24 protein-coding genes are annotated in these 22,801 nt (G+C 42.1%); 3 read left to right on the forward strand and 21 right to left on the reverse strand.

The window, feature by feature from the left end:
* The 14 genes from mutS to DW125_RS04140 form a co-directional block, all read right to left on the reverse strand.
* The gene (gene mutS, locus DW125_RS04080; protein WP_021861008.1) at nt 1-2,646 is read right to left on the reverse strand and encodes a DNA mismatch repair protein MutS; all 2,646 of its coding nucleotides are present in this window, start codon (nt 2,644-2,646) and stop codon (nt 1-3) included.
* Between the two features lie 78 nt (nt 2,647-2,724).
* Nucleotides 2,725-3,144 (reverse strand): putative ABC transporter permease, encoded by a 420-nt coding sequence (locus tag DW125_RS04085; protein WP_021861009.1) that lies wholly within the window; start codon nt 3,142-3,144, stop codon nt 2,725-2,727.
* A gap of 82 nt (nt 3,145-3,226) precedes the next feature.
* Nucleotides 3,227-4,672 (reverse strand): tRNA (N6-isopentenyl adenosine(37)-C2)-methylthiotransferase MiaB, encoded by a 1,446-nt coding sequence (gene miaB, locus DW125_RS04090; RefSeq protein ID WP_021861010.1) that lies wholly within the window; start codon nt 4,670-4,672, stop codon nt 3,227-3,229.
* Between the two features lie 15 nt (nt 4,673-4,687).
* Nucleotides 4,688-4,864, reverse strand: coding sequence for a DUF4250 domain-containing protein (locus DW125_RS04095; RefSeq protein ID WP_021861011.1), 177 nt, complete (start codon nt 4,862-4,864; stop codon nt 4,688-4,690).
* Nucleotides 4,864-5,421 carry a 5-formyltetrahydrofolate cyclo-ligase gene (locus DW125_RS04100; RefSeq protein WP_226976221.1) on the reverse strand — a complete coding sequence of 186 codons (558 nt, stop codon included), beginning with the start codon at nt 5,419-5,421 and terminating at the stop codon, nt 4,864-4,866. Before DW125_RS04100 ends, DW125_RS04095 begins: the two co-directional genes overlap by 1 nt.
* Complete coding sequence (locus DW125_RS14195; protein WP_021861013.1) at nt 5,399-5,632, reverse strand: DUF896 domain-containing protein; 234 nt, start codon at nt 5,630-5,632, stop codon at nt 5,399-5,401. Before DW125_RS14195 ends, DW125_RS04100 begins: the two co-directional genes overlap by 23 nt.
* Nucleotides 5,633-5,693: 61 nt before the next feature.
* Complete coding sequence (locus DW125_RS04105) at nt 5,694-6,044, reverse strand: hypothetical protein (protein ID WP_021861014.1); 351 nt, start codon at nt 6,042-6,044, stop codon at nt 5,694-5,696.
* Nucleotides 6,045-6,102: 58 nt separating this feature from the next.
* Nucleotides 6,103-7,761: a putative polysaccharide biosynthesis protein gene (locus tag DW125_RS04110; protein WP_021861015.1), complete on the reverse strand. Its 1,659-nt coding sequence runs from the start codon at nt 7,759-7,761 to the stop codon at nt 6,103-6,105.
* A 13-nt stretch (nt 7,762-7,774) separates the two neighbouring features.
* Nucleotides 7,775-8,269, reverse strand: coding sequence for an rRNA maturation RNase YbeY (gene ybeY, locus DW125_RS04115; protein WP_117537203.1), 495 nt, complete (start codon nt 8,267-8,269; stop codon nt 7,775-7,777).
* The gene (locus tag DW125_RS04120) at nt 8,269-9,267 is read right to left on the reverse strand and encodes a PhoH family protein (protein WP_021861017.1); all 999 of its coding nucleotides are present in this window, start codon (nt 9,265-9,267) and stop codon (nt 8,269-8,271) included. Before DW125_RS04120 ends, ybeY begins: the two co-directional genes overlap by 1 nt.
* A complete protein-coding gene (locus DW125_RS04125; protein WP_117537204.1) occupies nt 9,242-10,549 on the reverse strand; it encodes a sporulation protein YqfD in 1,308 nt (435 codons plus the stop codon). Before DW125_RS04125 ends, DW125_RS04120 begins: the two co-directional genes overlap by 26 nt.
* A 16-nt stretch (nt 10,550-10,565) precedes the next feature.
* Nucleotides 10,566-10,814, reverse strand: a complete 249-nt coding sequence (locus DW125_RS04130) for a YabP/YqfC family sporulation protein (protein WP_021861019.1) — start codon at nt 10,812-10,814, stop codon at nt 10,566-10,568.
* A gap of 82 nt (nt 10,815-10,896) precedes the next feature.
* On the reverse strand, nt 10,897-11,583 hold the full coding sequence (locus DW125_RS04135; RefSeq protein ID WP_117537205.1) for a SanA/YdcF family protein: 687 nt from the start codon (nt 11,581-11,583) through the stop codon (nt 10,897-10,899).
* A gap of 94 nt (nt 11,584-11,677) precedes the next feature.
* Entirely contained in the window at nt 11,678-12,121 is a 444-nt protein-coding gene (locus DW125_RS04140) for a GNAT family N-acetyltransferase (protein ID WP_021861021.1), read from the reverse strand.
* 325 nt (nt 12,122-12,446) lie between these two features.
* Here DW125_RS04140 and DW125_RS04145 point away from each other — a divergent pair, with 325 nt between their 5' ends.
* Nucleotides 12,447-12,725 carry a type II toxin-antitoxin system HicB family antitoxin gene (locus DW125_RS04145; protein WP_021861022.1) on the forward strand — a complete coding sequence of 93 codons (279 nt, stop codon included), beginning with the start codon at nt 12,447-12,449 and terminating at the stop codon, nt 12,723-12,725.
* A 140-nt stretch (nt 12,726-12,865) separates the two neighbouring features.
* On the opposite strand, the gene DW125_RS04150 is transcribed toward DW125_RS04145, so the two are convergent.
* Nucleotides 12,866-14,185 (reverse strand): M18 family aminopeptidase, encoded by a 1,320-nt coding sequence (locus DW125_RS04150; RefSeq protein ID WP_021861023.1) that lies wholly within the window; start codon nt 14,183-14,185, stop codon nt 12,866-12,868.
* A gap of 220 nt (nt 14,186-14,405) precedes the next feature.
* Here DW125_RS04150 and DW125_RS04155 point away from each other — a divergent pair, with 220 nt between their 5' ends.
* Together DW125_RS04155 and DW125_RS04160 are read left to right on the forward strand one after the other, a co-directional pair.
* On the forward strand, nt 14,406-14,738 hold the full coding sequence (locus DW125_RS04155) for a PadR family transcriptional regulator (protein ID WP_117537206.1): 333 nt from the start codon (nt 14,406-14,408) through the stop codon (nt 14,736-14,738).
* Nucleotides 14,735-15,352, forward strand: coding sequence for a hypothetical protein (locus DW125_RS04160; RefSeq protein WP_117537207.1), 618 nt, complete (start codon nt 14,735-14,737; stop codon nt 15,350-15,352). Before DW125_RS04155 ends, DW125_RS04160 begins: the two co-directional genes overlap by 4 nt.
* Before the next feature lie 57 nt (nt 15,353-15,409).
* Here DW125_RS04160 and DW125_RS04165 read toward each other — a convergent pair whose 3' ends face one another.
* The 6 genes from DW125_RS04165 to DW125_RS04190 form a co-directional block, all read right to left on the reverse strand.
* Nucleotides 15,410-16,768, reverse strand: coding sequence for an MATE family efflux transporter (locus tag DW125_RS04165; protein ID WP_117537208.1), 1,359 nt, complete (start codon nt 16,766-16,768; stop codon nt 15,410-15,412).
* A gap of 102 nt (nt 16,769-16,870) precedes the next feature.
* Complete coding sequence (rlmH, locus tag DW125_RS04170; protein WP_021861027.1) at nt 16,871-17,350, reverse strand: 23S rRNA (pseudouridine(1915)-N(3))-methyltransferase RlmH; 480 nt, start codon at nt 17,348-17,350, stop codon at nt 16,871-16,873.
* A 17-nt stretch (nt 17,351-17,367) separates the two neighbouring features.
* Nucleotides 17,368-19,407: a HelD family protein gene (locus DW125_RS04175; protein WP_117537209.1), complete on the reverse strand. Its 2,040-nt coding sequence runs from the start codon at nt 19,405-19,407 to the stop codon at nt 17,368-17,370.
* A 49-nt stretch (nt 19,408-19,456) separates the two neighbouring features.
* A complete protein-coding gene (locus tag DW125_RS04180; protein WP_021861029.1) occupies nt 19,457-20,230 on the reverse strand; it encodes a ZIP family metal transporter in 774 nt (257 codons plus the stop codon).
* Nucleotides 20,231-20,388: 158 nt separating this feature from the next.
* Nucleotides 20,389-21,774 carry an NADPH-dependent glutamate synthase gene (gene gltA / locus DW125_RS04185; protein ID WP_021861030.1) on the reverse strand — a complete coding sequence of 462 codons (1,386 nt, stop codon included), beginning with the start codon at nt 21,772-21,774 and terminating at the stop codon, nt 20,389-20,391.
* Nucleotides 21,774-22,661 carry a sulfide/dihydroorotate dehydrogenase-like FAD/NAD-binding protein gene (locus DW125_RS04190; protein WP_021861031.1) on the reverse strand — a complete coding sequence of 296 codons (888 nt, stop codon included), beginning with the start codon at nt 22,659-22,661 and terminating at the stop codon, nt 21,774-21,776. The genes gltA and DW125_RS04190 overlap by 1 nt, the downstream gene beginning before the upstream one ends.
* Nucleotides 22,662-22,801: the final 140 nt, after the last annotated feature.

Genomic DNA, 22,801 nt, shown 5'->3' on the forward strand with positions numbered 1-22,801 from the left:
CTACCACCTGTTTTTTAACTTGTTCTGCAACTGATACAGTGTATTCAGTGCGTCAATCGGCGTCAGATTCGTTACATCCAGGTTTTTGAGCTCCTGAAGTACATCATCATCTTTGACGGTATCAAACAATGACATCTGTGCCAGATCCACATCATCATACTTCTTTGCTTTGTGTTTCGACTCACTTCCTGCCACTGCAATATCTTTGATCCGTGACGTGATGTCTGCCTGCACCAGTTCTTCTACAATTTCTTTTGCACGGTCTGTAACAGAAGCTGGGACACCGGCAAGACGCGCCACCTGAATACCATAACTTTTGTCCGCACCACCGCTTACGATTTTACGAAGGAAGATAATGTCATCGCCTTTTTCTTTCACGGCAATGCAGTAATTATTCACGTTATCAATCTTTCCTTCCAGTTCCGTCAGCTCATGATAATGCGTTGCAAATAATGTCTTTGCTCCCAGCAGTTTACTGTTGCTGATATGCTCAATCACTGCCCACGCAATACTCAGTCCGTCAAAGGTACTTGTTCCACGCCCGATCTCATCAAGGATTAGGAGACTCTTGCTTGTCGCATTTCGTAAAATATTCGCGACTTCTGTCATCTCTACCATAAAGGTACTCTGTCCGGAAGCCAGATCATCCGATGCTCCCACTCGGGTGAAAATACGGTCAACAAGTCCGATATTTGCCGAAGATGCCGGAACGTAGGATCCAATCTGCGCCATCAGTACGATCAAGGCTGTCTGGCGCATATAAGTTGACTTTCCAGCCATGTTCGGTCCGGTGATAATAGAAATTCTTTTCTTCTTATCATTCAGATAAGTATCATTTGTAATGAACATATCATTCGGAATCATCTTCTCTACGACCGGATGTCTGCCGTCTTTGATATCAATGACACCTTTCTCATTGATCTTCGGACGCACATAATTATTACGTTCAGCAACCAGTGCCAGAGAAGCCAGAGTATCAATCTTCGCAACCGCTTTCGCTGTTGTCTGGATACGCACAACTTCTTTTGCAATCGTGTCACGCACCTCACAGTAGAGCTGATATTCCAACGCATACAGCTTATCTTCTGCACCGAGGATCGTGTCTTCCAGTTCTTTTAATTCTGGAATAATGTAGCGTTCCGCATTGGCAAGTGTCTGTTTCCTTGTATAGTACTCCGGCACCAGATTCTTGAAAGAATTAGTTACTTCCAGATAATAGCCGAATACTTTATTATATTTGATTTTGAGATTCTTGATTCCGGTCTTTTCCCGCTCGTCTTCTTCCAACTTGGCAAGCCATTCTTTTCCGTCAGACTTGGCATGTCTTAACTTGTCTACTTCTGCATTGTAACCATCCCGGATGATGCCACCCTCTTTCATGGCAAGCGGTGGCTCATCCTTAATTGCCTTTTTCACCAGTGTACACAGATCTTCCAGTGGATCTAACGCATCGTACAGTTCCCGGTTCAGGGTACTTTGCATATCACTTAAGATCGTCTTTACATGTGGCAACATGGAGAGGGAACTCTCAAAAGCAGTCAGATCTCTTGGATTGGCAGACTGGTATGTAATCTTGCTGACGAGACGTTCCAGGTCATAGACCGGTGTCAGGTATTCTCGGATCTCTTCTCTTGCGATCGCATTGTTTTTAAATTCCTCTACCGCATCCAGTCTCTCATCAATTTCTTTTTTATGTAACAATGGCTGTTCAATATACTTGCGCAGTGTCCGCGCTCCCATCGCAGTTTTCGTCTTATCGAGAACCCAGAGTAGGGAACCTCTTTTCTGCTTCTCACGCATTGTTTCACAAAGTTCCAGATTCCGTCTTGTAGAACTGTCGAGAAGCATATATTTGCCATTCGTATACGGTATCAGTCTGGACATATGTGTCAGTGCATTCTTCTGCGTCTCCTTCAGATACTGGAACAGTGCACCTGCCGCTACAATACCGCAGTCATAATCCGCAAGTCCAAGCCCTTCCAGTGTTGCACAGTGGAAATGTTCTTCCAGCGTCTTCGTGCAGATTTCATCATCAAAATACCATGCATCCAGCGAGTAAACGGTGATACCAAGACGTTCTCTTAAATCATCAAAATCCATGCCACTCATATAAAAAGCCTCATTGCAAATAAGCTCTGAGGGCATAAATTTGTAAATTTCATCAAATAACTTTTCACTGTCTTCTATCTCGGTCACAAAATAATCTCCGGTTGTCACATCCGCAACCGATACACCATACCGGTCTGCAATGTATGCGACACACATAAGATAATTGTTCTTCGTCTCATCCAATGCCTGGGTATCCAGATTCGTACCCGGTGTTGCGATCCTGACAACTTCTCTCTTTACAATTCCTTTCGCTGTCGCAGGATCTTCCACCTGTTCACAGATTGCAACTTTATATCCTTTGGACACAAGCCGGTTCAGGTAACTGTCCACAGCGTGATAAGGTACTCCACACATTGGTGCCCGTTCCTCCAGCCCGCAGTTCTTCCCTGTCAGGGTGATCTCCAGTTCTTTTGATGCTGTGATTGCATCGTCAAAGAACATTTCATAAAAATCTCCCAGTCTATAAAACAAGATACAGTCTTTGTATTCTTCTTTTGTTTTCATGTATTGCTGCATCATTGGTGTTAATTCAGCCACATCTATTCTCCTTTGTATCGATTCTAAGTTTACATTTTATTATAACATTATTTTTCCGGTGGGAAAAGATAGAATTTCTCATCTCAGAACATGAAAAACAGGTTTTTCTTCGCCGAACAGGTAACAGGCAAGGTAGCTGGAAAGAAAAATTCCAACCGCACAGAGTCCTGCAAAAATGATTGCAAAAGGAAGACAGATCTGCCCTAAGATCTGAAATGGCATATCTGTATAATCCCATACATTCATATGCCACATACAGTTTACAACGATTCCTGTCATAAATTCCATGGAAACTACAAAAATATCGCATCTCAAGATCTGTTTCCACAGTGGTTCATCCCATCCAATCTTGCTGCCCTGCAGATAAATAAACAGGAAACAAATTCCACCAAGCAGAAACATGCTCCAGTGCGAAAATCCACGAAACAATTGTTCAAATACATAATACAGACTGCCTCCGATTCCGATGAGGCAGAGATATTTTCCGGTTCTACCCATAAAAACGCCCTCACTATCCTTCTTACCAGATAGTTTGAGCGTTTTTGTATCTCTTTATAGGTGGAAGATATTGCAAATGATTTTATTCTGCAAGTTCTCCCAGATAATAGAATCCTTTACATTCTGTCAGGTGTGCATTGACATAGCTTCCGATCATGGAGGCCTCTCCTTTTAAATGTACAAGCAGGTTATTACTCATACGTCCGGTCACCATAGTCGAATCATGATCGCTGACAGACTCAATCAATACTTCCTGTGTTGTTCCTTCATGAACCGCACATACTTCAGCTGCGATGGATTGAACTTCATGAAGAAGGCGGTCAAATCTCTTTTTCACAACATCTGCCGGTACCTGGTTTTCCATTTTTGCGGCAGGTGTTCCGGTACGTTTGGAATAAATAAATGTAAATGCGCTGTCATAGCGGACTTTTCTTACAACGTCCAGCGTCTCTTCAAAATCTTCTTCTGTCTCCCCCGGAAATCCGACGATAATATCTGTGGTAAGAGAAATATCCGGCACTTTCGCACGCAGCTTTTCTACCAGTTCCAGATAAGATTCTTTCGTATAATGACGGTTCATTTTCTTTAAGATTTCTGTACTTCCTGACTGTACCGGAAGGTGCAAATGCTTACAGATTTTCTTTGAAGTTGCCATTACATCGATCAGTTCATCGGAAAGATCCTTTGGATGGGAAGTCATAAATCGGATACGTTTAAGTCCTTCAATCTTTTGAATTTTCTGCAATAACTGCGCAAAACTTATCGGTTCATCCAGTGTCTTTCCATAGGAATTGACATTCTGTCCGAGAAGCATAACTTCCGTGACACCGTCTGAAACAAGGCGCTCAATCTCCCGGATAATATCTTCCGGCTTTCTGCTTCGCTCACGGCCTCTTACATATGGTACAATGCAGTAGCTACAGAAGTTATTACAACCGAACATAATATTGATTCCTGATTTGAATGAATATTTTCTCTTATTCGGAAGATCTTCTACGATTTTATCGGTATCTTTCCAAATATCGACAACCATCTTACCGCTTTCATAGCGCTGGCATATAAGCTCTGCAAATTTGTAAATATTGTGCGTTCCAAATACAAGATCCACAAATGAATAGCTCTTCTTTAATTTTTCAATAACTTCCGGCTCCTGCATCATACAGCCACAGAGTCCAATCTTCATATGTGAATTTTTCTTCTTATGAGGCTTTAACTGTCCCAGTCTTCCGTACACACGGGTATTGGCATTTTCACGCACGGTACATGTATTGAAGATTACAAAATCTGCTTCGTCTTCAGGTGCTTCCATATATCCGATATCCAGTAAGATTCCCCTTAATTTTTCAGAATCTCTTGCGTTCATCTGACATCCAAAAGTAGTAATACATGCAGTCAGTGGACGTCCTGCTTCCTCAGACTCTTTCTGTACATATTTTTTTGCTTTTTCTATGTAATAATACTGTCTCGCAGTATCTTCCTCTGGTGGAGTTTGCATAAGATCGATGTTGTATTTCATATGATTTGACATATTGTTTCCTTTCTTCTATACAAATTGATTGGTATTTTCGTCGTAAGTGTAATCAATGTTCTGTAATTTAGTTTCCATCTTTTCTCTGTCTGCCTGCATATCCTCACACAACGCATCAAGAGATGTATACTGGTCGCGCAGTTTTGTATTCACGACGCTTAAAAGCAGCATCGGATCTTTTGGTAAATTCATTATTCATATATCCTTTCTTCTGTGATCAGTTTCTGTGGACGGATATCATTCGCCTCTGTCGGCACACCTTCCACAATCTGAAATCCGAATGCAACCGCAGCCGTAAAAAGCTCCGGATATAGTTCCAGATATTTATCATAGTAACCACCGCCGAAGCCGATGCGGTTTCTGTCTGCATCAAAAGCAACACCCGGCACAACCATGAAGCCATCTCTTGCTTCTTCTTTCCCGGCTTTACTCTCGCCTTTTGGCTCCAGGATTCCGTATGCTCCGATCTCGAAGTCATCTTTCGATCTGACCCGGAAGAAATCCATAATATCACCGTTCACTCTCGGAAGCCAGAGATTCTTGCCAAGTCGGAGAGATTCTTTCAGTATCATTTCTGTCTTTACTTCCCCCGAAAAATCCATATATGCGTAAATATTCTTCGCTTTCCGGTATTCCGGCAGGGCAAGCAGTTTTTCGGCGATCACCATGCTTGATTTCTCGCATGTCTCTTTGGACTGTGCTCTCCGCTGTTTTAAAATGCAGGATCTAATTTCCTTTTTTGTTTCCATATTTTTCTGCATGTCTTTTTCCCAGATCTGTAACACTTCCGTCATGTTCTTTGATAGAAATATTATTAAGCTGACCGCGCAGGTTCATCCGGACAGAATCAATATATTCGCGGCGCAGGATCTGCTGTTCCTTTCTCTCTTCTTCAGTAAGTGTTCCTTCTTTTGATTTATGATATAATTCGTTAATTCTTGCGATTTTCTTCTCGTCCATTTTCTTTTGTCCTTTCCGTCATTTATCTGTATTCGTTTAAATCTTTTCATTTTCTATGGTTTCAGCTGGAATAATTTTCCAGAAATCCGTACAGATCTGCCTGGGAACGGATATATTTTCCATAGCGGATCTCATTGCGGACATTCTCCGGCAGATCATCATAAGCAATATCTGTATATTCATATACAGTTTTACGATCACTGGCATATACAACCAGGAATCCGCCTTCCTCTATCAGATAATATCCTTCTTTTTTATTTGCATCCGCAGGAACTGTCTGCGTCTCTCTTTTTACTTCCGCTTCTTCCTGTGCATGTTCTCTTGCCTTCTGGAAACTGAACTGATAGGCAAATGTCAGGATCAGCACTGCCAGAACTGCTGTCGTGAAAAAACCAATACCATACTTATTCATAATAAGGACAACTCCTTTTTAGTATAGTATTGGCATGTAAAATCTTTTTTATACGCTCCTAAGACGGAAACAGACGGCATTTTTTACAAACGGCAACCAGTTTTGTTCCCATCGGCATCTGCCGCATTTCTGCTTCGGTAAGACCGCCAAGCAGGATGATTGCTGTACCATAAACAGCTACCGCCGCAAGAAGTGCCAGAATTGTAGCAATATGTGTTCCAAGGAACAACTCAAAGAACAGGTGTACAACTAATGCCACAACACCCATGATCACAGAGGCAATCGCAGGTATAATAAATGTCTTCTTGCGTTCCTGTACAAAGCCAGCATATTCTCTTAAGGCATGTGCATTGAAAATACAAGCAGTAACAGAGAATACAATCTTACTTAATACAACAGCATAAATGCCCCACTTAAATACAACCATCATAATAAACAATGAAATAATATGTACAACAAGTGCTGCCGCTGCACTGTATACCGGTGTCATCATACGATCCATGCCCTGTAACGCCGCATTTGTGATTGTTGACAAACAGTAGAAAATAACTGACAATGCTCCAAACTGCAGTGTCACGGCTGCAATCCGGTTATCTTCTGTAAAGAAAATAAGATCCAGAAGCGGTTTTGCCAGCACGATAAATCCTACTGCACTTGGAAGTGCCACAACCATTGTAAAACGGCTGAAAAGTTCAATCTTATTATGTAACTGTTTGCGGCTTCTGTTCTTAACTGCCGCTACAATACTCGGCATCATCGCAGATGCGATCGCACTGGAAAAGGCAAGTGGAACGTTGATCAGCGTATCGTACTTACCACTGATGATTCCAAGAAGTGCTGCGTATTCACTCTCCTTGTGCCCCTGTGCTGCCATGATCTTGCCAAACATTGCATTGTCAATAACACCACAGATATTATATACCGTCGCACTTAAAATAACCGGTGCGATCGTCAAAAGCAGAACCCGGAATATCTCTTCATAAGTTTCCTTGTGCCTGCTTCTGTCTTTTTTCATTTTTTTCTTTACAACTCTCTGGTAAACGAGAAAGATAAAGACTACAAGCACAAGTGCTGCGGCTGCACCGGCAACTGTTCCTAATGTACCACCGGCCGCACCATAAGCTTCTCCGTAAGAGGAATCACCTCTTGTCTTTCCAACCGCACGTCCTGCTTTTAATAAGACATAAGCGCCACCGATGCTGACAACCGCATTGATGATCTGCTCTAAGATCTGCGAGATTGCCGTCGGCATCATAGAGCCGTTGCCCTGAAAGAAACCACGGAATACACCAAGAATCGCTACAATCAGAATACAGGGTGCAAGTACGCGAAGTGCATAGACACTCATGCTCATCGCCATAATATTTTTGGCAATGACTCCCGCGCCGAAGAATATAATCAGTGCTGCCGTTCCTCCTACTGTGATTGCAAATGCAAGCGCACCACGGAATACTTTATATGCATTTTTATATTCGCCGACTGCAACTCTGGCGGATACCAGTTTGGAAACAGCAACTGGGAGACTGTACGAAGTCAGTGTCAGCGCAATCGCATAGATCTGGAACGCAACACCGTAATATCCCAGTCCTTTATCACCAAGAATACCAACCAGCGGAACTCTGTATACCGCACCGATAATCTTGGTAATCACTCCTGCGGCTGCCAGAATTGTCCCCTGGATCAGCAGATTTTTTTCGCTTTGTTGTTTTTCCGACATGTTCTACTCCATCTTAACGTAATATTTCTAATTTTTCTAAAATCTCTCTTTGCTTCTGTTCCATAACGAGGCGTTCTTCTTCCTCCATATGGTCATATCCACATAAGTGTAACACAGAATGTGCAATTAAAAAAGCATATTCTCTACGGGGAGAATGTCCGTATTCTTCAGCCTGTGCGAGAACTTTTTCCTTTGATATGACAATATCTCCAAGAACAAGCTCTCCGCTTTCCGGATCAAAAGCTTCCTCACAGTTTTCAAGGAAATCAAAATTACCTGCCTCTTCATAATCAAGCATCGGAAATGACAGGACATCCGTCGGTCTGTCAATCTCTCGGAATTCAAGATTCATCTCATGGATTTGTTCATTCATGGTAAGAAGCAGATTCACCTCCGCTTCATAAGGACATCCGATATAATCCAGTGCTCCTTCCACGACTTCTTCGGCAATCTCTTTTGCATTTACAGGCAATGTGAGGGCACCCTCTTCTTCAAAGTAAACCGTCATTATTTTCTCCTTTTTTCACGTCCGCGTACCTTGGCGGCATTTGCTTTATTTTCATATTCTTCATAAGCTTTTACAATCTTCTGTACAAGTGGATGACGCACAACATCCTTGCTTGACAAGCGGCAGATGCTGATATCATTAATGTTTTTTACAACTTTTACAGCTGTATCCAGACCGGAAATCTGACCGGACGGCAGGTCTTTCTGCGTCTCATCTCCGGTGATAATGACTTTGGAACCAAAACCGATACGGGTAAGGAACATCTTCATCTGTGCCGGAGTTGTATTCTGCGCTTCATCCAGAATAATAAATGCATTGTCCAGTGTACGACCGCGCATGTAAGCAAGTGGCGCCACCTCGATCAGACCTTTTTCAGAATTTTTCAGAAAACTCTCCGCCCCCATGATCTGATACAGTGCATCATACAGTGGCCTTAAATAAGGATCGATCTTGCTCTGCAGATCTCCGGGAAGAAATCCAAGTTTTTCTCCTGCTTCAATTGCCGGTCTTGTAAGAATGATACGTCCTACTTCATTATTTTTAAATGCCGTGATCGCCATCGCCATTGCAAGGTAGGTCTTTCCCGTTCCTGCTGGTCCGAGACCGAAGGTAATCATCTGCTTACGGATCGCATCGACGTATTTTTTTTGTCCCAGCGTCTTTGGCTTGATCGGCTTACCCTGGATCGTATGACAGATAATATCTTTATCAATCTCCAATACACTGTCTTCGCTGTCTTCCATTGCAAGTGAAAGTGTATAATCTACCTGCTGTTCTGTGATACCACCACCACGTTCGGACAGTTTTACCAGATTCGCAAGTACGCTTTTTGCTTTCTCAACGCGGGCAGCTTCACCCATGATCTTTACATGTTCATCTCTTGCTATAAGTGTGACATGTAAAGATCTTTCAATTTTTTTCGCATAAACATCGAACTGACCGAACACATTCTGCTCATGCTCGGTCGGAATCTCAATGACTGTTTCCATCATTCCCATCTATATTCTCTCCTTGTTGCGATTTTGAATTTCGCGGAATCTTTTTTATCTTCGACGGTCTTAAAACACCGATACTCCTGACTGCAGTGATCGTGCCTCTCGCACTGGCGTTTCCTGACCCTGTGTATATTTTAACATCATTCTCCAGAATTTCTACCCCTTTTTTCTCCAAATCACGGCAATATTGTGAAAATGTATGGCTTAAAAGCTGCTGTTTTTCCTTTGTTGTATGATTTTTCTGACTTATTCTGTAAAAAACTGTTGTTTTCGTGCCATAAGAAACCGGCAGTTTGATGCGGTCAAAAAGGCAGAGTGGATGATTTGTGATATAAATTTCCTGTTTTTTCGTCTGTTCCGTCTGTTTTTCGGGGAAAATATCTCCGGTCTGAAACTGCCAGTCTGCAATCCTTATATAGTCTTCTTTCTTCTTTATTGTTCCATAAACTTTTTTCGCATAACTGTTTGCTAAAACCTCTTTATATGGAATCTTTACTTCCGCTTTGATATCCGCATCTGCCCTGTGATACTGGTAATCGATCACTGTCTGACTGTCGTCCTTTACCGGAACCTGACCGGACACAAGCACCTGTCCCTTTCTGACCTTCTTTCCTTTCCGGATTCTGGGAATACCTTCCCTTGGAACAATTTCTGTGATCACACCATCTGTATCTGCGACAAGATCATAAGGGGACACGGCTTTCTCTTTTCTATTTTCCGTCAGTTTCTTTGTTTTACTTCTGTATGCATCCATATTTTCCCGGACACGGATACAGAGCCGATTGCCGTCAATGCTCGCTGAAACCCATATGATATTTTTATAATTCCTTCTAAGATCTGCTGCAATTTTGTCGCAGTTTACTTTCGATTTCACCATTCCGGTATGTACCTTATTATTTTCCAGATAATGAAGAATCTGCTCTCTCGTATAGATCTGATTTCCCGACAGATCAATATCCCAGATAAAACGTGTCAGCATGACCAGTAATGCAAAACACAGTACACATCCAGCAAAAAATAATTTTCTCCTGTGGTAGCGGAGCAGAAAAAAAGGAAGACCAATACGCTTCACGATCGTGACTTTCGTACCGGTCTTTCGAAGAATCGTTTTTAGTTTTTTGAAATCGCATACGAACATATTTACTTCATATGCGCCATTTACCACCTGCAGATTCCAGAGACGGATGTTCCTGTGACGACAGCCATTAATAAAACGCTCGGTTCCGGAGCCTGTAATACGGATTCTTAAATATCCCCGGGTATATCTCCACAAACGGATCAGCATCTTTTCCGACACCTCCTTATTCACTGCAATGATATTCGATATCCCGGATCCATCCGGTCATTTTCATCTCATCATTCGTATAATAGGAGATCATCAGATGCTCTCCGGTAACTTTTAACTGACCGCCTTTTACCTGCACCCGGACAAGTTCGCCTGTATATTCCAGAATCCCACGGTAGTTCTCCAGCGTAAGCTCCACATTACCGGTTACTGTCAGAACCGACAGCCCCGGAAGTACATCTTTCGGTATCTCTGCAAACTCCATACACACCGACTGCCTTCTTATGGATGTTATTGTAATCTATGCAGATCTTTATATCAATATGCTCACATCCACGCAAAAAACTTTACTGATCGTTGGTTACATCCCCGTCTCCGCTCACCGGGATCGCTTCTCCAAGATACGTCGGTTTTGTCTTGCGCAATACCGATACAACGTCTTTATCTCTTGCCAGAAGTTCCCGCAGATCCCGGTACATCTGTCCTGCATAGCGCGTTTCCTTTGCCGGAACTCCGGTCACCTTCATTCCAAGCCCCTTGCCACTGTACAGTGCACGATACAGATGATATTTCTGTGACACAACGATCATATTCTTTACCTGAAAAACCGCCTTTGCACGATACATACTCTCATAAGTGGAAAATCCGGCATGATCCATAAAAATATCTGAAGACGGAATCCCTTTGTCTATGGCATAATCTTTCATAACCTGTACTTCGTCATAGTCTTTTCTACCATGATCGCCACTCATAATGATCTTGGATGCTGCTCCTTCTTCATAAAGTCTGCATGCCGTCTCCAGACGGTCCCGTAACATAAGCGACGGTGAATTGTCCTTGTGTACGCCTGCTCCAAGTACAAGGATACAGTCTGCTTTTGAAGATTTCACTTCAGATTCCTTTTTGATCAGACCTTTCGTGCTTCCGATCACCCATGCATTTCCAAGAAGTGCTGCAAGAATAACAAACAATCCGATACAGATCAGATTTCTGAAAATACGCAGTATCAATCTTTTTTTCTTTTGTCTTTTCATATACTTCCCCATTTCTTTTTTACTTAACTACAATTCTTTGTCGCCATAGCATCTGAAGAAAACTGCCAATAGCAAATTTTGCATGTGCTGTATTTTAACGTTCCTTAATCATTTGATAATAATCAAGTCCTTCATATCCAAGCCTTTTGTATAACGCGATTGCTTTTTCATTGCACGGTGTTGCCTCCAGGCGGTATCTCTTAGCATCCGGGTATTCTTCTTCTACCCATGCAAATACTTTTGTTCCATAACCTTTGCCTCTCGCTTCCGGTTTGAAGAAAAGTTCTTCTAAGAGAACTGTCTGTCCTCCCGCCTCGTTGCTCCAGGTAAGAGACATATTAAAATATCCGACAACGCCGGTTTCATCTTCCAGCATCAACATTCTCGCATACTGTCGGCTGCGCAGGCATTCCTTAAGTGTTGCCTCAAAATTCTCTTCCGGAACTGTGTGGTCACACGCCGGTCCTTCATAAAATTCCTTCTCCATCGCAAAAAGGACTTCTCTGTCTGTCTCTTTAACATCTCTGATTGTAAACATAAAAACCTCCGATACTTTTCTTATTTCACATCTGTTATATACAGATTCCATACGAATTGTTTCGCACTTCGTACTCCCACAATTCTACCCAATATTCGCATATCGTGAAGCTTACGCTCCACTTTTATGCTCATATCGGGGCGGGGCATTAAGCCATAAAACTACTCATGTGCAAGCACATCGTAGTTTTAGGCTTTTGCCCCTGGCATCTAACATTATACATGAGTTTATTCCGCCTGTATAGTCTCTTAGACCTTGCATTCTGATTTCTGGATGCTATAATAGTACAAGATATGCATTTACCGAATGAAGGAGGAACTATTTTATGAAATTTATATATCCTGCCATCTTCCGTCAGACTGAAGAAGGCAGCTACAAAGGTTATTTCCCGGACCTGGAATATTGTTACGGAGAAGGGGAGACTCTGGATGACGCCATCGACAGTATCAACGATGCCGGAAAAGACTGGTTGACACTGGAATTATCCGAAGACGAACCACTCATCCCATATGTCAGTGATCTGGAAGATCTGACTTTGGAAGAAGGCGATATTGTCCGCAACATTTCCATGAACATCCGTTTTTATGAAGGATGGGATGAATAAAGAGATAACAGAAAGCATGTAAGATAAAAATCTCTGGAAATAAAGAGCGTGACTGCTCCTGTTTTCCCAGAGATTTTCTTTTATTATTATTTCGTTCAGCGAACTCTTTCACACAATGTTTTGTAAATTTATTTCTGATTTTATTCTTTGAGAATGTAATTTCCATCCGCGTTTGCTTTTATGTGCGTTTGATAAAATTCCTGTATGGCACGTATCATAGAATCCACATCTTTGACACCGGCTGTCTCATATGCGGAATGCATGCCAAGCTGTGGCAGCCCGATATCAACTGTGTTCATGGACACCTGAGCCATAGCAAGATTACCAAGCGTACTGCCACCTGCTTCATCCGAACGGTTTGCGAAAAACTGTACCGGAACACCTGCTTTTTCACAGATCATCTTAAATACCGCAATACTGACCGCATCACTTGTATATTTCTGACCGGCATGTGATTTCACAACAATTCCTTCGTTCATATAAGTACAGTTCGTCGTATCTGTTTTCTGCCTGTAATTCGGATGCACAGCATGTGCATTGTCGCAGCTTAACAGAAAGCTTCCTGCAAGTGCACGGTAAAAATCTTCTTCGCTGTATCCCAGTGCTTGATTTGTGCGCCACAATACATCAAAAAGGAAGGTAGACTTGGCTCCTTGTTTCGTTCCGGAACCGACTTCTTCATTATCAAAGCAGGCAAAGACATTGATATTTTTCTGATTACCGGCTGTCAGGAATGCTTTTGCAGAAGTAAATGCACACTCTAAATCATCCAGTCTCGGACATCCAATAAATTCTTCTTCACTTCCCCAGCGTACCGCTTTCATACGGTTATATAAGAAAAGATCCATTCCATAAATATCCTCTGTTTCTACATCCAGTTCTTTTGCAATGATCGCTTTTATCTCGCCGGATTCTTTTACACTGCCGGACAGAACCGGAAGCATGTCGATCTGTTTGTTGTAGGATTTTCCATCGTTTACTTTGCGGTCCATATGAATGGCAAGACTTGGGATCATAAGCAGATCACGATTGATTTTCACTAATTTTGTTTCAATACTGTTTCCATCTTTTACCATAACACGGCCTGCCAACGAAAGCGGTCTGTCGAACCATGTAGAACAGATCATACCGCCGTATCCTTCTGTGTTGAGCACGGTATACTTTCCAGCGACATTTATCTCGATATTTTCTTTTAATTTGAATGTCGGTGAATCGCTGTGGGATGCCGTCACATGAAAGCTGTATTCATCCAAAGCATTTCCTATTTTCAATGCAATAATGCTGGAATTATTTCTTGTGACATAGTATTTTCCGTCTGGTTCCAGATGCCATTTTTCAGCTTCCTTTAATTCCTGGAATCCATCTTTATCCAGCATGGTTTTCAAATTTTGTACCGCATGGAAAGCGGTCGGTGACTGCTCTATAAAATCCGTTAATTCAGTTATCCTGTTTATTTCCATTTTATTATGCCCTCTCTAATTTTTATTATATACACATCATACAGCAGATCGCATTTTCTCACAAGGACTATTCCCAGACGCAATATATGCTTTCCTTATCTGTAAATCATTTTTATGTTTCACTTGACATCTCACTACTATGTGTTACAATATAGTCAATAGCTACTATGTATTGTAAGGTAGTAAATAAAGAATTTGAAAAAAGGATGGTGATTACAATATGTATGACAAGTCACAGCTTATGCGCGGGACACTGGAAGGTTGTATTTTACAGATTCTGTATCGGGAAACCACTTACGGCTACCAGATTGTAACCAGCCTTACAGAGTATGGTTTTGAGGATATTAAAGAAGGAACGATTTATCCACTTCTCGTCAGATTGGAGAAGAAGAATTATATTAGTTCAACTCTGCGTCCGTCTCCTCTTGGACCAAGGCGCAAATACTATTCCATTACCGACGAAGGACTTACCTATCTGCATGGATTTATAAACTGTTGGAATCAGGTGCAGAAATCAGTAAATGAAATCTTAAATATGGAGGAATCATTATGAAACTAACAAAGGAAAATGAAAAAATTATGAGAAAAGCAAAACGATATATCCGTACGTTCCCTCTTTCTACTGAAGAGATTCGTCAGATTGAAGAGGACATTACTGGAATGGCATTAGAATCACAGGAACGAGGGGAAGATTTTATGGAGGTTATCGGAAAACCGATTCGGGAATTCTGTGAAGATCTTGTATATTCCATCGGCGGAATGCAGGCACTTGGCGGCAGAAAATTATTGCGAATCAGCGGAATCTATTTTCAGCTTTATGGACTTCTCCCAATCTCAATGGGACTGGTGGCTGTATTTGGTGGTCTTTCTGCGACGGAAATTATTTATTATAATATATTTGCAGCTTATGCTTTCTTTATGGGATATTATGCCGAACATGGCTGTAATACACCAGAAAAGGGAAATAAAATCCTTGCACTTGGACTTATTTTCCTCATATTCATAGCCGGAAATGACATTTATAATGCCATTATGAGTATTGACAGCCCGATTGAAACGGGTGATTGTATTATTTTCCTTTTCGGGTTGATATTAGATTATCCGATGACGCTTATCTATATCATCGGAGCCAGACGTAACCGAGCACACTCTCCAAATGAAATTTAATATACTGCAACGTATAATCTGCTAATGACAGATTATGCATCCGATTCAAAAAGGCGCCTAGATTGCTCTAAGCGCCTTTTTGAATCGAACAGAAAATAAAATTGCCGTAAATGTAACTGCGATCAAATCTGCGACCGGCTCTGCCATATAAACCGCTGTTGTCTGATCCGCGCGGAAGATCTGCGGAATAATATAGATAAGCGGAATCAGAAGCACGAACTTACGTACAACTGCAACGATAATGGATTCCACAGCTCTTCCAAGTGAATTAAACGCCATCTGGCAGGAAATCTGGATACCGAACAGGAACATCACTGCAAGATATACACGGAGCGCTTTTGCTGTAAATGCAACCAGTGCCGTATCTGTTGTGAAGATTCCGGCAAAAATCTGCGGGAAGAACATGACGCAGCCCCATAAAATAACTGCATAGATCATACTGATCTTTAATAGTAATAAAAAGGCGGCTTTTACACGCTTTACATTTTTTGCGCCGTAATTGTAACTCATGATTGGCTGTGCCCCCTGGCCGAATCCCTGAAGCGGAAGCATTGCAAACTGCATGACGCTTGTAAGGATTGTCATAGCTCCAACTGCCATATCTCCGCCGTATTTCTGAAGCGAAAAATTGAAGCATACCGAAATAACGCTCTCACTTGCCTGCATAATAAATGTTGCAGATCCAAGTGCAAGACACGGTAAAATTACTTTCGGTATCAGTTTCAGATTCTCTTTCCGGATACGGATAAATGTCTTCTTCCCACACAGAAAACTCACGACCCAGATGCAGGAAAGAGCCTGCGAAAGTATTGTAGCAAGCGCCGCTCCTCTCACTCCCATACCCAGTAAAAAGATAAACACAGGATCCAGGATGATATTGGCAACTGCACCAATCAAAACGGAATACATTCCAGTCTTAGCAAATCCCTGTGTCGTAATAAATGCGTTCATACCAAGTGTCAGTTCTACAAACAGCGTTCCAAGTGCATAAAGATTCATATAGCTGTTCGCATAGGGAATTGTATTTTCACTGGCACCGAATGCAAGCAGAAGATCCCGATTCCAGATAATCAAAACTGCTGTCAGTATCAGCGATACAAGAATCTGCATTGTAAAGCAGTTTCCTAAAATCTTCTCTGCCGATTCAGCATCTTTCTTTCCGAGATAAATGGATGCTCTCGGCGAGCCTCCATATCCGACCAGTGCTGCAAATGCAGACACGATCATAATCAGTGGCATGCAGACACCGACTCCTGTCAGTGCCGCCGCACCTACATGTGGGATATGCCCGATATAAATACGGTCCACAATATTGTACAGCATATTGATAATCTGAGCCGCTAGGGTTGGAAGCGCCAGTCTTAATAATAATTTTCCAATTGGTTCTGTTCCTAAAAATTCTTTATCTTCGTTCATGTTCTAACCTTCTGTTCTATATAATCTATATAATGTTGATGTTGCGATGTCTGCAGATAATTACGTACTATGCACTTTCACCACACCTTATCTGATATCATCTTATTTATGATACGGCTCTCCATTGATAATGCGATAACTTCTGTAAATCTGCTCCAGCAAAATGACGCGCATAAGCTGATGCGGAAATGTCATTTTGGAAAAACTGAGTGCATAGTCGGAACGCCTTAACACTTCTCTTCCAAGTCCGATCGATCCGCCGATCACGAATACCAGGTGGCTTTTCCCCTGGATTCCAAGTGTCTCGATCCGGTCTGCCAGTTCCTCGGAAGTTAACATCTTTCCGCTGATTTCCAGCGTGATGACATATGCGTCCTCTTTGATCAGCTTTAAAATCCGTTCGCCTTCTTTTTCGCGGATATTCTCTTCTACTATCTCACTTGCACCATCCGGTGTCTTCTCATCAGCAACTTCCAGAATTTCCAGTTTGCAGTAACGGCTGAGCCGTTTGCTGTATTCTGCAATTGCATCTTTCAGATATTTTTCTTTTATTTTCCCTACGGTTATCACTGTTATTTTCATAGATTTCTTATCTCTCCTTATATCTGATAGACAAAAAGTTCATGCAGCGCCCTTGTCGCACTGATGTAAGCCGCCTGCTTGTAAAGTGGATTGTCACGATGGAAAAATGCAGTGAATACCTGGTCAAATTCCAGCCCTTTTGCCAGATAAAAGGTTGTCACGGTAAGCCCTTTTTCAAACGCAGATGTATTGCGATCAATATAATGATAATTTTCTCCCCTGTCCTTCAAAATCTGACAGACGGTTAAAGCATCTTCTTCTGTCAGTGTTAAAATGGCAGCAGTCTCGTATTTTTCCAGATTTACATCTATAAGAACCTGATCCAGCAACGCTTCTTTTGAAGCAAATGTCTGTTCTGTAACACCCTGTCCATGACGCATCAGAAGTTCCAGCTCCTGATCGCCGCTCAGTGCTCTTGCATACTCTGCGATCTCGACAGTATTACGATAACTTTTATTCATCTCCAGTTTCCTTACTTTCCGGTCAAAAATCTTCGGAAGAAACCGGGTGACATCCTGTTGCTTTTCATCCATTGTCTGCATGCGGTCGCCGAGGATCGTCATTCTGCACGGGAATAACATGGCAAGAATACTGTACTGCAGATAAGAATAATCCTGCATCTCATCGATGACAAGATGTTTGACATTTTTATGCTGTGTGGCTCCGCACAGGCGGTATTTTAAATATAACATCGGATAGACATCTTCATAAGAAAGGATCCTTTTTTCATATGGCAGATCTGGTAATGTTTCATAACCTGCAAACTCCAGAAAGCGGTTATAAATATGATAAATATCACGTTCCATATACATCTGCCCTGCCTTTTCTTTCAGATATTCCTCTTCTTCCTCGGAGAGTTCCCTGCCTCTTAAAGTCACAAATTCATCTTTAAAATAATCCATGACTGCATCCATTCTTGCGAGCAGCGGTGTATTCTGGAATTTGAAATAAAAGAGAGAGATAATTTCACTCTCTGACTTAGTATATCCTTTATAAGAGATCTCTTTCAGATCAACCAGCTCTTCTTCCAAAAGTGCAAGAAATGCCTCCATCATTCCGATGATCTCCGGTGACTGTTTCAATTCATACTGCTTCTTTGCAGCTGCGTCCGGGAACTGCATCTGATGTTCCAGTTCGTCATAGCGGTCTTCACAGTCATTTACAATACTATGCAGTTCTTTGTATGCAAAAAGATCAAAGCTCATCTCCCGGATGTTTTCTTCTCCAAGTTCCGGCAGAATATGTGAAATATAATCCGAAAACACACTGTTCGGCGATAAGATCAGCACATTTGACGCTTTCAGATGTTCTCTGTCATGATACAGAAGATATGCCACACGATGAAGCGCTACCGATGTCTTGCCACTTCCTGCCACACCCTGGATCACAAGGATCTGGTCTTTGCGGTTACGGATGATTGCGTTCTGTTCCTTCTGGATCGTGCGCACAATATTCTTTAACTGTACATCGCTGTTGCTTCCAAGCTCCTGTTTTAAAATCTCATCATCAATCTTCGTATCGCTCTCAAAGGCATAGATCATTTTTCCCTTACGGATCTTATACTGCCACTTGGATGCAATCTTTCCTGTGATCGTACCGGATGGCGCCTCATAGGAAGCTTCTCCGGCATCATAATCATAGAAAAGTCCACAGACCGGCGCACGCCAGTCATAGATCAGCGGACACATACCCGCTTCCGGCGCAAAATTTCCGATTCCAATATAAAATGGCTCCGATTCGTCTTCTCCATCATAGATGAAATCCACTCGTCCAAAAAAAGGGGCATCCATGAGCCTTGCAATTCTCTGCTGCATGCGCAGTTTTTCCTGATTTGCATTCACCTGATGCAAAAGTGCCTGCTGATTATCATAATCTTCATATCCATACTGGTCCATCTCGGTATAATTTTCCCAGTAATAGTCATGCATCTGGCGGATCTCCTGTTCCCCGGCAGTCAGATCCTCTTTCAGTTCATCCATCTTTTTATGTAATTTTTCTAATACGTCTTCTAAAAAAAGTTCTCCGTCAAAGCGGATATCCTCAAGGTTCTGTCCCATAGCTGTTCATGTCCTTTTATTTATTGTAACTTTCTGATATACAGCACTTTTATCCCAGTGCCACATCCAGAATCATCATTAATACGAATCCTGCTGCAAATCCGATGGTTCCAATATTACTGTGTTCACCTTCCGCTGCCTCCGGAATCAATTCCTCAACGACAACATAGATCATCGCCCCTGCCGCAAATGCAAGCAGATACGGCAATCCCGGTGTAATAAAAGAAGCAAATAATACAGTAATCCCACCCGCGATCGGTTCAACGATTCCAGAAAGCATACCATAGAAAAATGCCTTTCCACGTCCATTTTCACTTCTTATTGGCAGAGAGACAATAAATCCCTCCGGAAGATTCTGGATTGCAATACCAATAGACAGAGCAAATGCTCCCGCCAGAGTTATATTGGTATTGCCGCTGACGATGCCGGCAAATATGGCACCGCTGGATATTCCTTCCGGAATATTATGAATCGTTACAGCAAGAATCAGCATCGTTGATTTTTTCAAACTGCATGCCGGGCCCTCTGCCTCCTCGCATCCGATGTGCAGATGTGGAATAGCCCGGTCCAGAATTAGCAAAAACAGGATTCCGATAATGAATCCAACCGCAGCCGGAAGAAATGCAAGCCTGCCCATTGACCCGCTCATCTCCATTGCAGGTATCAGAAGAGACCACACAGAGGCTGCAACCATTACTCCCGCTGCGAATCCGAGCAGCGATTTCTGGATCAACGGTTTTAATTCATTTTTCACAAAAAATACGCAAACTGCGCCAAGAGTTGTTCCGATAAAAGGAATGATAAGTCCTAAAAATACAGTCATAAATACTCCTTTCTGCTTGCTGTTTCCATCACGTCATATTTCAAAATTATACCACACCCAGAAAAAAAGACAAGGCACAGAATTACCTGTCCTTGTCTTTTCGTCTTCATAATCTTAATGATTAATGTCTGTATAAAACTTTAAGATTTTTATATGTTCTATTTGGATAATGCTTCGTGGATACCCTTTGCTCCTGCTTTACCGGCTCCCATAGCAAGGATAACTGTAGCAGCTCCTGTAACGGCATCTCCGCCGGCAAATACAAATGCTTTGGAAGTCTGTCCGTTGTCTTCTTCGGCAACGATGCATCTTCTCTTGTTTGTCTCCAGACCTTTTGTTGTAGAAGCAATCAGTGGGTTCGGAGAAGTACCAAGAGACATGATCACTGTATCCAGGTCAATATCATACTCAGATCCAGGAATCTCAACTGGACGTCTTCTTCCGGATGCATCAGGCTCACCAAGTTCCATCTTCACAACTTTCATACCTTTCACCCAACCGTTCTCATCAACGAGAATCTCTTTCGGATTGGTAAGAAGATCAAAGATGATACCTTCTTCTTTTGCATGGTGAACTTCTTCTGCTCTTGCCGGAAGCTCTGCTTCGCTTCGACGATATACAACATGTACTTCTGCGCCAAGACGAAGTGCCGTTCTCGCAGCATCCATAGCTACGTTACCACCACCGACAACTGCAACTTTCTTGCCTGCTGCGATCGGTGTATCATAAGAATCATCAAATGCTTTCATCAGGTTACTTCTGGTCAGATATTCATTTGCAGAGAATACGCCATTTGCAGTTTCTCCTGGAATACCCATAAACATTGGAAGTCCGGCTCCTGATCCGATAAATACTGCTTCGAAGTTCTCTTCTTCCATTAACTGGTCAATCGTTGTAGATTTACCGATTACAACGTTTGTCTCGAACTTAACACCGAGTTCTTTTACTTTCTCAATCTCTTTCTTAACAACTTTCTGCTTTGGAAGACGGAATTCAGGAATACCATATACAAGCACACCCCCGAGTTCGTGAAGTGCCTCAAATACAGTTACTTCATATCCTAATTTGGCAAGATCTCCTGCGCAGGTAAGTCCGGACGGACCGGAACCGATCACTGCAACTTTGTGACCATTGGTCTTCTCAGCTTTTTCAGGTTTAATATCATGTTCCAGTGCATAATCTGCAACGAATCTTTCCAGTTTACCTATAGATACGGCGTCGCCTTTGATTCCACGAATACATTTGCACTCACACTGTGATTCCTGTGGACATACACGTCCGCAGATTGCAGGAAGTGCAGAAGACTCACCGATTACTTTATATGCGCCTTCGATATCTCCTTCTTTTACTTTTGAGATAAATCCCGGAATGTTGATCGATACTGGACATCCCTGGATACATCTTGCATTCTTACAGTTCAGGCAACGTGTAGCTTCTTCCATTGCCTCTTCCTGATTATATCCATAACAAACTTCTTCGAAATTCGTAGCTCTTACTTTTGGATCCTGTTCTCTGACAGGCACTCTTTTTAATACATCTGCCATTAGTTCTCACCTCCGCACTGGCCACATCCACCGTGATGGGTGTCACCTTCCTGTAATTTTAACATCGCACGACCTTCCTGTGTCTTATACATCTGCTGTCTCTTCATAGCGTTGTCAAAATCAACGAGATGTCCGTCAAATTCCGGTCCGTCTACGCATGCGAATTTTACTTCTCCGCCTACGATCAGACGACAGGCTCCACACATACCGGTTCCGTCTACCATGATCGGATTCATACTTACAACTGTCGGGATCTCCAGTTTCTTTGTAAGCAGGCATACGAATTTCATCATGATCATTGGTCCGATTGCGATACAGACATCGTATTTGTTGCCTTCTTCTACAAGCTGTTCGATCTTTGTTGTAACCATACCTGCATGACCATAAGATCCATCATCTGTACATGGATAATAATTTCCTGCAGCTGCCTCCATCTGGTCTTCCAGAATTAAGAGGTCTTTTGTCTTGGAGCCGATGATAACATCCACATCGATTCCATGCTCTTTCATCCATTTTACCTGTGGGTATACCGGTGCGGCTCCGACACCACCACCGACAAATAAGATTTTCTTCTTTTTCAGTTCTTCCAGATCTTCATGAATAAATTCAGATGGACATCCAAGCGGTCCTGTGAAATCGCGGAAATAATCTCCGGCTTTCATCTCTGTCATCTTTGTTGTAGATGCTCCTACCGGCTGGAATACAATTGTAATCGTTCCGGCTTCTCTGTCATAATCACAAATTGTAAGTGGAATACGTTCCCCTTTTTCATCCATCTTAACGATAACGAACTGTCCCGGTTCACAGTGACGTGCAACACGTGGAGCTTCGACATCCATAAGATAAATGTTCGCAGCCAATTTCTCAGCTTTCAATATCTTGTACATCTTTCTTCCTCCTCGAATATAATCCTTTTATCATAATAAAATATTTTTAGAAAAATAGCAAGCAATACATCCTGTTTTTGTACAATTGTTTTGCAGTAATTCTCTTCTTTTGACTATTTATTATAATTATATACTTATAG

The sequence above is a fragment of the Dorea sp. AM10-31 genome (assembly GCF_003435815.1).
Classification (GTDB): domain Bacteria; phylum Bacillota; class Clostridia; order Lachnospirales; family Lachnospiraceae; genus Dorea_D; species Dorea_D hominis.